Origin of the sequence: Kitasatospora purpeofusca, assembly GCF_042691725.1 — a bacterium.
Classification (GTDB): Bacteria; Actinomycetota; Actinomycetes; order Streptomycetales; family Streptomycetaceae; genus Kitasatospora; species Kitasatospora purpeofusca_B.
This window is the reverse complement of the sequence record NZ_CP170483.1, coordinates 2,710,247-2,724,678: the sequence shown is the minus strand read 5'-3', so window position 1 is coordinate 2,724,678 and position 14,432 is coordinate 2,710,247. Positions and strand designations below refer to the sequence as shown.

The window sequence follows — 14,432 nt, the reverse complement described above, 5'->3', positions numbered from 1 at the left end:
GACGTGGACGGGCTCCGGCTACCGTAGCCGCGGCCCGCCTCCTCCTGCCATGGCCCGCCTCGCCCCGCCTCGTGAGCGGCACGGCGGCGAACGAGGCACAGACAGAAGGAGAGCGGAGCGTGGCCGGGAGCGGCAGGGCGGGTGGTTCGAGCGCGCCGGAGAAAGGCCGCCCGGCCGAGCCCCTGCGGGTGATCTCGGCCACCACCACCGCCTACAAGTCGGCCGGTCCGGTGGCCCGTCTGCAGGCCTTCCGGGCCCGCGCGCGGTACGCCCTGGACCGGCCGCTCACGCCCTACCTGCTGATCGCCGGAACGGCGCTGCTGCTGGTCGTGCTCGGGCTGATGATGGTCTTCTCGGCCTCGCAGATCCTCGCGCTGGGCCAGCACCGCTCGACCCAGTTCTACTTCTTCAAGCAGGCGCTCGCGGTGGTGCTCGGCTTCGCGCTGCTGCTCGGCTTCGCCCTGGTGCCGGTGGCCGTGCTGCGGGTGATCGTCTACCCGGTGATGTTCGCGGTGATCGGCGCCATGGTGCTGGTCGCGATCCCGGGCATCGGCATGGAGGTCAACGGCAACCGGAACTGGCTGGATTTCGGCGTGTTCCAGTTCCAGCCGTCGGAGTTCGCCAAACTCGCCCTGGTGCTCTGGGGCGCCGACCTGCTGGCCCGCAAGCAGAAGACCGGCATGCTCGACCAGTGGAAGCACCTGCTGGTCCCGCTGGTCCCGGGCACCCTGCTGCTGCTCGCGCTGATCATGCTCGGCGGCGACATGGGCACCTCGATGATCCTGGTGGCGATGCTGTTCGGCCTGCTGTGGATGGTCGGGGCGCCGCTGCGGCTGTTCGTCGCCACCCTCGGCGTGGCCGTCGTGGTCTGCACCGCCCTGGTGGTGACCGTCCCGCACCGCGCCGAGCGGCTCTCCTGCATCGGCGTGACCAAGCTCGACCCGGCCGGCACCTGCTTCCAGGCCCTGCACGGCGTCTACTCGTTCGGCCTCGGCGGTCTGTTCGGCTCCGGACTCGGCGCCGGTGTGGAGAAGTGGGGCCAGCTCCCGGAGGCGCACACCGACTTCATCTTCGCCACCACCGGCGAGGAACTGGGTCTGGTGGGGACGCTGTCGGTGATCGGTCTCTTCGCGGCACTAGGCTACGCGGGTATCCGTGTGGCCATCGGCACGAAGGATCCCTTCGTCAGGTACGCCGCGGGAGCCGCCACCACCTGGATCATGGCGCAGGCCGTGATCAACCTGGGGTCGGCGCTGGGACTGCTGCCCATCGCGGGCGTCCCGCTCCCGCTGTTCTCCTACGGCGGTTCCGCCATGCTGTCGGCCATGTCCGCGATCGGGGTGCTGCTCTGCCTGGCACGCAGCAGCTCGGGCGCGAAGGCGGCCCTGGCCGCCCGGAGCAAGAACTCCCGGATCAGGAAGCAGCTGGCCCGGGTGCTGCCACGACGACGAACCACAGCGCGCCCGGCCAGCGGGCCGGCACGCAGGGAGCGGTGAATTTCGGTGCATGTCGTACTCGCCGGCGGGGGGACCGCCGGTCACATCGAGCCGGCCATGGCCCTCGCGGACGCCCTCCGCAGGCACGACCCGTCCATCGGGATCACCGCCCTCGGCACCGAGCGCGGCCTGGAGACCCGACTGGTGCCCGAGCGCGGCTACCAGCTGGAGCTGATCCCGGCCGTCCCGCTGCCCCGCAAGCCCACGCCCGAGCTGATCACCGTCCCGGGCCGGCTGCGCGGCACCGTCCGGGCCGCCCAGGAGATCATCGAGCGGGTCAAGGCGGACGCCGTGGTCGGCTTCGGCGGCTACGTCGCCATGCCCGCCTACCTGGCCGCCAAGCGGGCCGGTGTGCCGATCGTGGTGCACGAGGCCAACGCCCGGCCCGGCCTGGCCAACAAGATCGGCGCCCGGTACAGCGACTTCGTCGCCGTCTCCACGCCCGACAGCAAGCTGCGCGACTCCCGGTACATCGGCATCCCGCTGCGCCGGACCATCGCGACCCTGGACCGCAACGCGGTCCGCCCGGAGGCCCGGCACTACTTCGGCCTCGACCAGCGGCTGCCCACCCTGCTGGTCTCCGGCGGCTCGCAGGGCGCCCGCCGGCTGAACGAGACGATCGCCGCGATCGCCCCCCGGCTCCAGCAGTACGGCGTGCAGATCCTGCACGCGGTCGGCCCGAAGAACGAGCTGCCGCAGGTGGACGAGATCCCCGGGATGCCGCCGTACCGCCCGGTGCCGTACCTGGACCGGATGGACCTCGCCTACGCGGCGGCCGACATGATGCTCTGCCGGGCCGGCGCCATGACGGTCGCCGAGCTGGCCGCGGTCGGTCTGCCCGCCGCGTTCGTGCCGCTGCCGATCGGCAACGGCGAGCAGCGGCTGAACGCCCAGCCGATGGTCAAGGCCGGCGGCGGCCTGCTGGTCGACGACGCCGAGCTGAGCCCGGACTGGGTGCTGCAGAACGTGCTGCCGGTGCTCACCGACCCGCAGCGACTGTGGGACATGAGCCGGGCCGCCGCCGAGTTCGGCCGCCGGGACGCCGACGACCTGCTGGTCGGCATGGTCTACGAGGCCATCGAGGCCGCCCGGAGCGGCCGCCGTCGTGGCTGACGCCCGGCCCGCCGATCCCCTCGACGAGGAGTTCGAGGCCGAGGAGCACGCTCCTCGGCTCCGGCTCTCCCGGCGGGGGACGGTGGTGCTGGGCGCCCTGACGGCGGTGCTCCTCGGCGCGCTGTCCTGGCTGGTGTTCTTCTCCTCGGTGCTGGAGGTGCGGTCGGTCTCGGTGCAGGGGATGCGGGACGACCGGCTGACGGCCGACGAGGTCCGCTCGGCGATCGGCGGGGTCGGCTCCGGCCCGCTGGCCCGGGTGGACCTCGACGAGGCCCGCCGGCGGGTGGAGGCGATCCCCCGGGTGGCGGGGGCGAAGGTCTGGCGCGGCTGGCCGAACACCCTGCGGGTGAAGGTCGCCCAGCGCACGGCGGTCGCCGCGGTCAAGGGCGAGGACGGGCAGTTCACCCAGGTCGACGCGGGCGGCGTGAGCTTCGCCACCGAACCGGCCGCCCCGGAGGGGGTGCCGGTGGTCGAGCTGAAGCTCAGCCAGCAGGCCCTGGACGTCGAGTCGGTGATCGGCCGTCCGCAGCTGGTGCAGGGCGCCGTGGCGGTGGCCGCGGGCCTGCCGGCGGACGTCCGGCAGCGGGCCGGGGCGGTCCTCGTGCACTCGTACGACGACATCCAGCTGCAGCTCGGCGGGGGTCTGACGGTGCGCTGGGGGAGTCCCGAGCAGACCGATCGAAAAGCCCGGGTCCTGGTGGCGTTGCTGACTCAGAAGGGTACGAACTTCGACGTGAGCGCCCCGGACTCGCCTGCGGTGTCCGGATGATCCGGTAGGTTTTCTGCTGCACAAGGGTTCGCGCGAAGCGCGTCGCCGAAAGGGCGGCGGCGGGCGACGGGTGGGCTTGACGCGATTTCGTGTCGGCCCGACCCTTGGTGGTCACCCCGGTTTCATTGACCGGTCGATGATCACATAGGCTCAAAAGAAAAAGGGAAGCTCGGCGTGTTCGTTGAAACACGTGGCCGGAGCCACCTAGTGTCCTGTCTCACCAGACTGTGTTCCCTGGTGATGTGACAGAGGCACAGCACTAACCCTAAAGGTCAAGTTTAGGGTTGGGGTCGGCGGTCGGCATTTCGGACATTACGTCAGAAACCAGGCTCCCTACCCATCGACATCCGTCGGTTCGGCCCGCATCGGGCTTCGGGCCGACCCGGAAATTCGAGGCGAGAGGCCTTCGACGTGGCAGCACCGCAGAACTACCTCGCAGTCATCAAGGTCGTCGGTATCGGCGGCGGTGGTGTCAACGCCATCAACCGGATGATCGAGGTCGGTCTCAAGGGCGTCGAGTTCATCGCGATCAACACCGATGCGCAGGCCCTCCTCATGAGCGACGCCGACGTCAAGCTCGATGTGGGCCGTGAACTCACCCGGGGCCTCGGCGCCGGCGCCAACCCCGAGGTCGGCCGGAAGGCCGCCGAGGACCACCGCGAGGAGATCGAGGAGGTCCTCAAGGGGGCCGACATGGTCTTCGTCACCGCCGGCGAGGGCGGCGGCACCGGCACGGGCGGCGCCCCGGTGGTCGCCAACATCGCCCGCTCGCTGGGCGCGCTCACCATCGGCGTGGTCACCCGCCCGTTCACCTTCGAGGGTCGGCGGCGTGCGAACCAGGCCGAGGACGGCATCGCCTCGCTGCGCGAAGAGGTCGACACCCTCATCGTGATCCCCAATGACCGACTGCTGTCCATCTCCGACCGCCAGGTCAGCGTGCTGGACGCGTTCCGCTCGGCCGACCAGGTCCTGCTCTCCGGTGTCCAGGGCATCACCGACCTGATCACCACCCCCGGTCTGATCAACCTCGACTTCGCCGACGTCAAGTCGGTCATGTCGGACGCCGGTTCGGCGCTCATGGGCATCGGCTCGGCCCGCGGTGAGGACCGCGCCAAGGCCGCGGCCGTGATGGCGATCTCCTCGCCGCTGCTGGAGGCCTCGATCGACGGCGCCCGCGGCGTGCTGCTCTCCATCTCCGGTGGCTCCGACCTCGGCCTGTTCGAGATCAACGAGTCCGCCCAGCTGGTCAGCGAGGCGGCCCACCCCGAGGCCAACATCATCTTCGGTGCCGTCATCGACGACGCCCTCGGCGACGAGGTCCGGGTCACCGTCATCGCGGCGGGCTTCGACGGCGGTCAGCCGCCGGCCATCGTCCGCGAGCCGGTGGTCAAGGCGAGCGCGGCCTCGGCCAACCCGTCGGCCTCCGCGTCCGGCGGCGCCCCCGAGCGCCCGGCCGGCCGTCCCTCGTACGGCGGCATCGGCTCGGTGACCTCCCGCCCGGAGAGCGACGCCGCTCCGGCCCGCCCGGCCGAGGCCCCGGCCACCGCGACCGCGGCCCCGGTGCCGCCGCAGGTGCAGCCGGTCCGCCAGCCGTTCGTGGAGAGCCCGGCCGAGGAGCTCGACGTTCCGGATTTCCTTAAGTGATCGACCACGCGGTCCGCGACGGTGCTCACTTCGCCTTCACCACCCGGTGGGGCGGGGTGAGCACTTCGCCGTACGGGGAGCTGAACCTCGGCGGCGCCGTGGGGGACGACCCGGCGGCCGTCCGGGAGAACCGGGCGATCGCGGCCCGCGCGCTCGGCCTCGACCCGGCCGACGTGGTCTGGATGAACCAGGTGCACGGCGCGGACGTGTCCGTGGTGACGGAGCGCCAGCCGGCGGGGGAGGCCCCGACCGTCGACGCGGTGGTCACCGACCGGCCGCTGGCGCTGGCGGTGCTCACCGCCGACTGCACCCCGGTACTGCTGGCCGACCCGGTCGCGGGCGTGGTCGGCGCCGCCCACGCCGGACGGCCCGGCCTCGCTGCCGGGGTGGTCCCGGCGGTGGTCGGGGCGATGCTGGAGCTCGGCGCCGAGCCCGGGCGGATCACCGCCGCCACCGGTCCCGCCGTCTGCGGCCGCTGTTACGAGGTGCCCGCGCAGCTGCGCGCCGAGGTCGCCGACCGGGTGCCCGCCGCGTACGCGCAGACCTCCTGGGGGACCCCGGCGCTGGACGTGCCGGAGGGAGTCGCGGCCCAGCTGGCCGCCGCGGGGGTCACCGGGCTGGTGCGCTCACCGGTCTGCACCCTCGAATCCGCCGATCACTACTCCTACCGCCGCGAGCAGCGCACGGGCCGGCTCGCGAGTTACGTCTGGTTGGGCTCTGAACACTGATGACGAATGACATCTACGGACCGTTCCCGGGCGGCTCCGAGCGGTTTCCGGACAAGGGCTGGCTGGACGCACTGACGGAGGGGCAGCGCGCCCGCTACGAGGAACTGGGCACCAACCTGGAGGTCGTCGAGCGCCGGATCGCCGACGCCTGCGCCGCCGCCGGGCGGGCGCGCGACGAGGTCCGGCTGATCGTGGTCACCAAGACCTACCCCGCCGAGGACACCGCGCTGCTGGCCGGTCTGGGCGTCACCGATGTCGCGGAGAACCGCGACCAGGACGCCGCGCCCAAGGCGGAGCAGTGCAGAAACCTTCCGCTGGCCTGGCACTTCGTCGGACAGCTGCAGACCAACAAGGTCCGCTCGGTCGTCCGCTACGCCGACCACGTCCACTCGGTGGACCGGCTGCGGCTGGTGGAGTCGCTCGGTGCGGCGGTGCGCAAGGCCGGGCGCGCCGACCTCGGCTGCCTGGTGCAGGTCGCGCTGGACAAGGAGGACGGTGCGGGCGAGCACCGCGCCGGGGTCGCCCCGGCGGACGTCGCGGCGCTGACCGACGCGATCGCCGACACGCCCGGGCTGCGCCTGGACGGTGTGATGACGGTCGCTCCGCTGGCCGGGCCGCTGGCCGGCGATCCGGCCGCGGCCTTCGATCGGCTGGCGGAAATCGCAACCGCCGTACGGACCGCCCATCCGGCTGCCACCATGGTGTCGGCAGGGATGAGCGGCGACCTTGAGCAGGCCGTTGCCGCCGGAGCGACACATGTGCGCGTCGGAACGGCGGTACTCGGAGTGCGGTCACCCCTCGGGTAACGTCACCGGGTAGTAGATCAGACTGCAGGACAAAATAGGACAGAAGCTAGCAGCTTATCTGAGCGCTAGCCAACCGTGGATCGCAGCTCCGCGGCCCTCACCCACGAACTCTGACCGGCCGTCGGCCTGACGGAGCGTCGTGGGCGGACCGCGGAATCCGCAGGCGGGGCCGCACGGCCCGGCCGCCGGGAGGGAGCCGGTCCACCACAAGCGGAGGAGACAGGAGCATGGCCGGCGCGATGCGCAAGATGGCGGTCTACCTCGGCCTCGTGGAGGACGAGACGTACGACGGCCAGGGGTACGACCCCGATGACGACTACGACGCGGACCCCGAACCGATCCGGACCGGACGGACCGAGGACATCCCCCGGCCGGCCGCGCCGGTGCCCGCGCCGGTCTCCTCGATCGCCCCGCAGCCGGTGCCGGCCGCCGTCCCGATCCGCCAGGAGACCCCGAGGATGGCCCCAGTGTCGTCCATCACACCCGAACGCCGCCACAACCTGGAGAAGAGCGCCCCGGTGATCATGCCCAAGGTCGTGAACGAACGAGAGCCCTACCGCATCACCACGCTGCACCCGAGGACCTACAACGAGGCCCGTACCATCGGCGAACAGTTCCGCGGCGGCACCCCCGTGATCATGAATCTCACGGAGATGGACGACACCGACGCCAAGCGACTCGTAGACTTCGCGGCTGGACTCGTCTTCGGTCTGCACGGCAGTATCGAGCGCGTGACGCAGAAGGTGTTCCTCCTGTCGCCTGCTAACGTCGATGTCACGGCGGAGGACAAGGCTCGGATCGCCGAGGGTGGGTTCTTCAACCAGAGCTGACCCGGCCACGACTTTACGTGTGGATCTGATCGACAGTGAGTGAGCGACAGGAGAGCGGCCCCCAGGGCCGAGAACAGGGGAGAGGGAAGCGCGATGGAGATCGTGTGGGCAGTGCTCTACTACGCACTGACCGTCTTCCTGGTGTTCCTGCTGGTGCGGTTGGTGATGGACTGGGTGTTCCAGTTCGCACGTTCGTGGCGGCCGGGCAAGGCCATGGTCCTGGTCCTGGAGGCCACGTACACTGTCACGGATCCGCCGCTCAAGCTTCTGCGGCGGTTCATTCCGCCGCTGCGTCTCGGGGGCGTGGCGCTCGACCTGTCCTTCTTCGTACTGATGATCATTGTGTATGTCCTGATCTCGCTTGTGCGGCCCTAGTCGTAGGTGAGCGATGCGACAGGATGCCGGTGTGCCGACGATCACGTTGAGGTGAAGAGATGCCATTGACCCCCGAGGACGTTCGGAACAAGCAGTTCACGACCGTCCGCCTGCGCGAAGGCTATGACGAGGACGAGGTCGATGCCTTCCTCGACGAGGTCGAGGCGGAGCTGACCCGTCTCCTCCGCGAGAACGAGGACCTGCGCGCCAAGCTGGCCGCCGCGACCCGGGCCGCCGCGCAGAACCAGGCCAACATGCGCAAGGAGCCGCCGCAGGACGCCCGTCCCGGCGCCCCCGTGCCGGCCGCCATATCCGGCCCGCCGGTCCCTGGCCAGCAGGGCGGCCCCGGTGGCCCGCAGCAGATGGGCCCGGGTGGTCCGCAGCAGCAGATGGGTCCCGGCCCGCAGCAGCAGCAGCAGATGGGCAACCAGCCGCTCGGCCTGCCGTCAGGTGCCCCGCAGCTCCCCGCCGGCCAGGGCGGTCCGATGGGCGGCCCCGGTGGCCCGCAGCAGCAGATGGGTCAGACCATGGGCGGCCAGCAGCAGCTGGTCCAGCCGATGGGCGGTCAGATGCTCCAGCCGATGGGCGGCCCCGGTGGCCCGCAGGGCATGGGCAACCCCATGGGCCAGGGCATGGGCCAGCAGCAGATGCAGCAGATGGGCGGCCCGATGGGCGGCCCGCAGCAGCAGATGGGCGGCCCGCTCGGCGCCCCGATGCAGCAGCAGCAACAGAGCCCCGGCGGCGACAGCGCCGCCCGCGTGCTGGCGCTCGCTCAGCAGACCGCCGACCAGGCGATCTCCGAGGCGCGCTCCGAGGCCAACAAGATCGTCGGCGAGGCCCGCAGCCGCGCCGAGGGTCTGGAGCGGGACGCCCGCGCCAAGGCCGACGCGCTGGAGCGGGACGCCCAGGAGAAGCACCGGGTCGCGATGGGCTCGCTGGAGTCCGCCCGCGCCACGCTGGAGCGCAAGGTCGAGGACCTGCGGGCGTTCGAGCGTGAGTACCGGACGCGCCTGAAGTCCTACCTGGAGACCCAGCTGCGCCAGCTGGAGTCGCAGGCGGACGACTCGCTTGCCCCGCCGCGGATCCCGGCCACCGCGTCGCTGCCGCCGGCCGCGTCGTCGATGGCTCCGGCCGGTGCGAGCGCGATGAGCAGCCCGTCGCCGAGCTTCGGCGGCAGCCAGCCGGCGTTCGGCGGGAACCAGCCCTCCTTCGGCGGGCAGGGCTCCTTCGGCGGGAACTCGGGCGGGCAGGGCTTCGGCGGGCAGGCCTCGGGTGGCAACTCGGGCGCGCCGCAGATGCAGCCGGCCGGGATGACCCAGCCGATGGCGGCCGTGCGGCCGCAGCCGCCGCAGCCGATGCAGCAGGCGCCGGCGCCGATGCGGGGCTTCCTGATCGACGAGGACGGCGACAACTAGGCGGTAGCCGCTGTCGGGAGCGCCCCCTTCTCGACCCTTCGGGGTCGGGGAGGGGGCGCTCTGCGTTGTGGGCGCGCCGGTTCTGGAGGAGCGGGCACGCCGAAGCCGCCGCCGGTCGTGGACCGGCGGCGGCTTCGGCGGGTTCGGTCAGGCCTTGCGGAGCTGGAAGGCGAGGCCGAGGGAGTCGTCGGAGAAGGTGTCGGACTGCCAGTCGGCGGCGCCGGCGGCGAAGTCGGTGGCGAGGACCTCCTCGGCGACGAGGGCGCCGTGCTCGGCGATGGCCTCCGCGGTCTCGTCGCTGGTGGCCCGCCAGCGCAGGACGATGCGGTCGGCGACGTCCAGGCCGGAGTTCTTGCGGGCCTCCTGGATCTGGCGGATCGCGTCGCGGGCGATGCCGAGGCGCTTGAGCGCGGGGGTGATCGCCAGGTCGAGGGCGACGGTGGCGCCGGACTCGTTGGCGACGGCCCAGCCCTCGCGCGGGGTCTCGGTGATGATCACCTCGTCGGGGGAGAGCGCGACGCTCTCGCCGTTCAGCTCGACGGAGGTGGTGCCCTGGGCCCGCAGTTCGGCGGCGAGCTCGGCGGCGTCCGCGGCGGCGACCGCCTTGGCGACGTCCTGCACGCCCTTGCCGAAGCGCTTGCCCAGCGCCCGGAAGTTGGCCTTGGCGGTGGTGTCGACCAGCGAGCTCCCGACCTCGGCGAGCGACTCCAGGGCGGAGACGTTGAGCTCCTCGGCGATCTGCGCGCGCAGATCGGCGGGCAGCTCGTCCCAGCCCTGGGCGGCGATCAGCGCGCGGGACAGCGGCTGACGGGTCTTCACCCCGGACTCGGCGCGGGTGGCCCGGCCCAGCTCGACCAGGCGGCGGACCAGCGCCATGTGCCGGGAGAGGTCGGCGTCGACCAGCGACTCGTCCGCCTGCGGCCAGGTGGCCAGGTGGACCGAGGCCGGGGCGTCCGGGGCGACCGGGACGACCAGGTCCTGCCAGACCCGCTCGGTGATGAACGGGGTGAGCGGGGCCATCAGCCGGGTGACGGTCTCCAGGGCCTCGTGCAGGGTGGCGAGCGCGGCGGCGTCGCCCTGCCAGAAGCGGCGGCGGCCGCGGCGCACGTACCAGTTGGAGAGGTCGTCGACGAAGCCGGAGAGCAGCTTGCCGGCGCGCTGGGTGTCGTACGCCTCGAAGGCCGCGTCGACCTCGCGGACCAGGGTGTTCAGCTCGGAGAGCACCCAGCGGTCCAGCTGCGGGCGGTCGGCCGGGGCCGGGTCGGCCGCGGACGGCGCCCAGGCGGAGGTGCGGGCGTAGAGGGCCTGGAAGGCGACGGTGTTCCAGTAGGTGAGGAGGGTCTTGCGGACCACCTCCTGGATGGTGCCGTGGCCGACCCGGCGGGCCGACCAGGGCGAGCCGCCGGCGGCCATGAACCAGCGGACGGCGTCGGCGCCGTGCTGGTCCATCAGCGGGATCGGCTGCAGGATGTTGCCCAGGTGCTTGGACATCTTGCGGCCGTCCTCGGCCAGGATGTGGCCCAGGCAGACGACGTTCTCGTACGAGCTCTTGTCGAAGACCAGGGTGCCGACGGCCATCAGGGTGTAGAACCAGCCGCGGGTCTGGTCGATCGCCTCGGAGATGAACTGCGCCGGGTAGCGCTTCTCGAACAGCTCCTTGTTCTGGTACGGGTAGCCGTACTGGGCGAAGGGCATCGAGCCCGAGTCGTACCAGGCGTCGATGACCTCGGGCACGCGGGTCGAGGTGCCGCCGCACTCGCGGCAGTCGAAGGTGACCTCGTCGATGTACGGGCGGTGCGGGTCGAGGCCGCCCTGGTCGGTGCCGGTGAGCTCGGACAGCTCGGCCAGCGAGCCGACACAGGTGAGGTGGTTCTCCTCGCAGCGCCAGATCGGCAGCGGGGTGCCCCAGTAGCGGTTGCGGCTGAGCGCCCAGTCGATGTTGTTGTTCAGCCAGTCGCCGAAGCGGCCGTGCTTGACGTTGTCAGGGAACCAGTTGGTGGCCTCGTTCTCCCGGATCATCGCGTCCTTGACGGCGGTGGTGCGGATGTACCAGGACGGCTGCGCGTAGTAGAGCAGCGCGGTGTGGCAGCGCCAGCAGTGCGGGTAGCTGTGCTCGTACGGCAGGTGGCGGAAGAGCAGGCCGCGGTCCTTGAGGTCCGCGACCAGGGCCTCGTCGGCCTTCTTGAAGAACTGGCCGCCGACCAGCGGGACCTCGGGGCCGAAGGTGCCGTCGGCCAGCACCGGGTTGACCACCGGCAGGCCGTACTTGCGGCAGGTCGCGAGGTCGTCGGCGCCGAAGGCGGGCGACTGGTGGACGATGCCGGTGCCGTCCTCGGTGGTGACGTACTCGGCGTTGAGGACGTAGTGCGCGTTCTCGATCTCGACCAGGTCGAACGGGCGGCGGTACGCCCAGCGCTCCATCTCGGCGCCGGTGAAGGACTCGCCGGTCGGCTCCCAGCCCTCGCCGAGGGCCTTGGCCAGCAGCGGCTCGGCGACCACGAGCTGCTCGGTGCCGTCGGTGGCCACCACGTAGGTGACCTCGGGGTGCACGGCGGCGGCGGTGTTGGAGACCAGGGTCCACGGGGTGGTGGTCCACACCAGCAGGGCGGCCCGGCCGGCCAGCGGGCCGCTGGTCAGCGGGAAGCGGACGAAGACCGAGGGGTCGACGACGGTCTCGTAGCCCTGGGCCAGCTCGTGGTCGGAGAGGCCGGTGCCGCAGCGCGGGCACCAGGGGGCGACCCGGTGGTCCTGGACCAGCAGGCCCTTGTCGAAGATCTGCTTGAGCGACCACCAGACGGACTGCACGTAGGACGGGTCCATGGTGCGGTAGGCCTGGTCCAGGTCGACCCAGTAGCCCATCCGGGTGGTGAGCTCGGTGAACGCGTCGGTGTGGCGGGTCACCGACTCGCGGCACTTGGCATTGAACTCGGCGATGCCGAACGCCTCGATGTCCTGCTTGCCGGAGAAGCCCAGCTCCTTCTCGACGGCCAGCTCGACCGGGAGGCCGTGACAGTCCCAGCCGGCCTTGCGGGCGACGTGGTAGCCCTTCATGGTCCGGTAGCGCGGGAAGACGTCCTTGAAGACGCGGGCCTCGATGTGGTGGGCGCCGGGCATGCCGTTGGCGGTCGGCGGGCCCTCGTAGAAGACCCACTCCGGGCGGCCCTCGGACTGCTCCAGGCTGCGCTGGAACACCTTGTTGTCCTGCCAGAAGGAGAGGATCTGGTGTTCGAGGGCGGGCAGGTCCACCTGGGCGGGGACGGGGTTGTAAGAGCTGGCCATCGCGGGCGTCTACCTCCGGCGGATGCGTGGGCGGGATCCGACGGAGGGACGAGACGGCTTGCCGTCCCGCGGTACCACCCTCCTTGGCCGCGGTACTGGCTGCGGCCCTCTTGTTTGGGCTTGCTGCCGGGTCTAGTGGGCCGACGACCGATGTCGCGGACCGTTCTTCCGGCGGCTCCGGGGTGATCTTCGCGCTGTGCACACCCCCGGGCTCGCACCGTCCCCGGGTCGCTGGTGGCTGCGTACTGCGGTACTCGTCCCCATCTGTGCCTTGCAGGCCCAGTGTATCGGCCGTCGCAAGTCGGTTTCGGCGCGCCGGGGCGGGGGGCACAACTCTGTTCGGCGTGCTGGGCGTGGCGCGTGTGACGTCTTCCCGGGTGGGATCATTGTGGGGCGCCGGTATGTCATGTTGTGACCGTTTTTGATCGGGATTATCGTTCCGGCACTGGAGGCCGCCGGGAACCGGCGGCTCGATTCGTTCGTAGATGGGGTCGAAGCCATGGCTGAGAAGGCAACCGGCGCGGGCACCGCCACCAAGCGGGCACGCAAGGCCGTGGCAGGCGACCCAGGGGAGGGGACCGTGACCACTACCGCACGGCGCAAGAACACCAATGACACCGCCCTCGTGGCCCCGGGCCGCACCCGCACCCCGGCCGCGGCCGGGACCACCGCCCGGCCCGTCGGCGGCGGCGCGGAGTCGGTCGACCCGGCCGACCTTCCGGTCCGGCCCGGCGAGGACCCGTGGACCTCCGAGGAGGTGCACGAGCTGCACGCCGAGCTGATCAGCGAGCTGGAGCGGCTCCAGCACGAGATCGGCGCGGCCGAGGCCGCCATCACCGGGCTGATGCGCGACTCCAACGACGGAGCCGGCGACGACCAGGTGGACGCCGGTACGAAGAACATCTCGCGGGAGAGCGAGCTGGCGCTGGCCAACAACGCCCGCGACAGCCTGGCCCAGACCGAGCGCGCGCTGGCCCGGCTGGAGGGCGTCGGCTTCGGCACCTGCGAGTCCTGCGGCCAGGCCATCGGCAAGGCGCGGATGCAGGCCTTCCCGCGGGCGACGCTCTGCGTCCAGTGCAAGGCGAAGCAGGAACGCCGCTGACGACTCCGGGTGACCGACCGGGGCGACGCGGGGGGTCGGGCTTGCCGTAGGCTCGACCCCGTAACGTCGCCCGACCCCTCGGTGGATCGGGTCTCCCACCGGCCCTCGGCCCCCCATGTCACGGCAGCGGAGCGGATCATCAGTACGCAAGGTTCCCCCCAGACCCGGGACGAGTCCGTCCCGACGCCCGCCGACGTCGCGGCCGGGGCCCCGGCCGACGGGGAGGCGCGCGCCGCGCAGCCGGAGGCTCCCGTGCAGATCGAGGAACCGGCCCCGACCGGGGAGGCCGCGCCGGCCGAGGCGCCCAAGGGGCCCCGCCGGGTCGGCGTGCTGCTGGTCGTCGCCCTGCTCGCCTTCCTGATCGACTTCGGCAGCAAGCTGCTGGTCGTGGCCCGGCTGGAGAACCACGCGGCGATCAAGGTGATCGGCGACGTGGTGACCTTCCAGGTGATCCGCAACTCCGGCGCCGCCTTCGGCATGGGGCAGGCGCTGACCGTCGTCTTCACCATGATCGCCTCGGCCGTCATCGTGGTGATCTGGCGGATCGCCCGGCGGCTGTACAGCCTGCCCTGGGCGATCGCGCTCGGCCTGCTGCTCGGCGGGGCGCTCGGCAACCTCACCGACCGGCTGTTCCGCTCACCCGGCGTCTTCCGCGGGCACGTGGTGGACTTCATCTCCGTCCAGCACTTCGCGGTCTTCAACCTCGCCGACTCGGCGATCGTCTGCGGCGGCATCCTCGTCGTCCTGCTCTCCTTCCGCGGCAGCAACCCGGACGGCACCGTGCACCAGCAGCCGGACAAGGGCGAGAAGGCCGACCAGGCCGAGTAGCGCCCGCCCGGGGCCGGGACGGGAGCGGACGGCGGGGCTGCGCGCGT

Annotated in this window: 12 protein-coding genes; 11 read left to right on the top strand and 1 reads right to left on the bottom strand. The window is 71.7% G+C overall.

The genetic code is table 11. The features are described 5' to 3' along the window. The first annotated feature begins 119 nt into the window (after positions 1–119). The 9 genes from ftsW (at position 120) to ACFCLZ_RS11220 (ending at position 9,176) form a co-directional block, all read left to right on the top strand. Positions 120–1,496: a putative lipid II flippase FtsW gene (gene ftsW, locus ACFCLZ_RS11260; RefSeq protein ID WP_380284738.1), complete on the top strand. Its 1,377-nt coding sequence runs from the start codon at positions 120–122 to the stop codon at positions 1,494–1,496. 6 nt (positions 1,497–1,502) lie between these two features. After that, positions 1,503–2,609, top strand: coding sequence for an undecaprenyldiphospho-muramoylpentapeptide beta-N-acetylglucosaminyltransferase (gene murG / locus ACFCLZ_RS11255; RefSeq protein WP_380284737.1), 1,107 nt, complete (start codon positions 1,503–1,505; stop codon positions 2,607–2,609). Then, positions 2,602–3,378 (top strand): cell division protein FtsQ/DivIB, encoded by a 777-nt coding sequence (locus ACFCLZ_RS11250; protein ID WP_380284736.1) that lies wholly within the window; start codon positions 2,602–2,604, stop codon positions 3,376–3,378. The genes murG and ACFCLZ_RS11250 overlap by 8 nt, the downstream gene beginning before the upstream one ends. A gap of 411 nt (positions 3,379–3,789) precedes the next feature. Then, entirely contained in the window at positions 3,790–5,022 is a 1,233-nt protein-coding gene (ftsZ, locus tag ACFCLZ_RS11245) for a cell division protein FtsZ (RefSeq protein ID WP_380284735.1), read from the top strand. After that, positions 5,019–5,750: a peptidoglycan editing factor PgeF gene (gene pgeF / locus ACFCLZ_RS11240; protein WP_380284734.1), complete on the top strand. Its 732-nt coding sequence runs from the start codon at positions 5,019–5,021 to the stop codon at positions 5,748–5,750. Before ftsZ ends, pgeF begins: the two co-directional genes overlap by 4 nt. Then, positions 5,750–6,556 (top strand): YggS family pyridoxal phosphate-dependent enzyme, encoded by an 807-nt coding sequence (locus ACFCLZ_RS11235; protein WP_380284733.1) that lies wholly within the window; start codon positions 5,750–5,752, stop codon positions 6,554–6,556. Before pgeF ends, ACFCLZ_RS11235 begins: the two co-directional genes overlap by 1 nt. Positions 6,557–6,783: 227 nt before the next feature. After that, positions 6,784–7,386: a cell division protein SepF gene (locus ACFCLZ_RS11230; protein ID WP_380284732.1), complete on the top strand. Its 603-nt coding sequence runs from the start codon at positions 6,784–6,786 to the stop codon at positions 7,384–7,386. Positions 7,387–7,479: 93 nt separating this feature from the next. Then, on the top strand, positions 7,480–7,761 hold the full coding sequence (locus tag ACFCLZ_RS11225; protein WP_030301231.1) for a YggT family protein: 282 nt from the start codon (positions 7,480–7,482) through the stop codon (positions 7,759–7,761). Between the two features lie 59 nt (positions 7,762–7,820). Further along, positions 7,821–9,176 (top strand): DivIVA domain-containing protein, encoded by a 1,356-nt coding sequence (locus tag ACFCLZ_RS11220; protein ID WP_380284731.1) that lies wholly within the window; start codon positions 7,821–7,823, stop codon positions 9,174–9,176. Positions 9,177–9,323: 147 nt separating this feature from the next. Here the strand turns inward: ACFCLZ_RS11220 and ileS are convergent, their stop codons facing one another. Continuing rightward, positions 9,324–12,455 (bottom strand): isoleucine--tRNA ligase, encoded by a 3,132-nt coding sequence (ileS, locus tag ACFCLZ_RS11215; RefSeq protein ID WP_380284730.1) that lies wholly within the window; start codon positions 12,453–12,455, stop codon positions 9,324–9,326. Positions 12,456–13,035: 580 nt separating this feature from the next. Between ileS and ACFCLZ_RS11210 the strand changes: the two genes are divergently transcribed. Together ACFCLZ_RS11210 and lspA are read left to right on the top strand one after the other, a co-directional pair. After that, on the top strand, positions 13,036–13,557 hold the full coding sequence (locus tag ACFCLZ_RS11210; protein WP_380284729.1) for a TraR/DksA family transcriptional regulator: 522 nt from the start codon (positions 13,036–13,038) through the stop codon (positions 13,555–13,557). 81 nt (positions 13,558–13,638) lie between these two features. Continuing rightward, positions 13,639–14,385, top strand: coding sequence for a signal peptidase II (gene lspA, locus ACFCLZ_RS11205; protein ID WP_380284728.1), 747 nt, complete (start codon positions 13,639–13,641; stop codon positions 14,383–14,385). Positions 14,386–14,432: the final 47 nt, after the last annotated feature.

What these genes read in the sequence shown, in the direction of transcription:
- ACFCLZ_RS11235 (WP_380284733.1), top strand. Translation starts at nt 5,750, where the DNA reads ATGACGAATGACATCTACGGACCGTTCCCGGGCGGCTCCGAGCGGTTT.
- ACFCLZ_RS11230 (WP_380284732.1), top strand. Translation starts at nt 6,784, where the DNA reads ATGGCCGGCGCGATGCGCAAGATGGCGGTCTACCTCGGCCTCGTGGAG.
- ileS (WP_380284730.1), bottom strand. Translation starts at nt 12,455, where the DNA reads ATGGCCAGCTCTTACAACCCCGTCCCCGCCCAGGTGGACCTGCCCGCC.
- ACFCLZ_RS11220 (WP_380284731.1), top strand. Translation starts at nt 7,821, where the DNA reads ATGCCATTGACCCCCGAGGACGTTCGGAACAAGCAGTTCACGACCGTC.
- ACFCLZ_RS11225 (WP_030301231.1), top strand. Translation starts at nt 7,480, where the DNA reads ATGGAGATCGTGTGGGCAGTGCTCTACTACGCACTGACCGTCTTCCTG.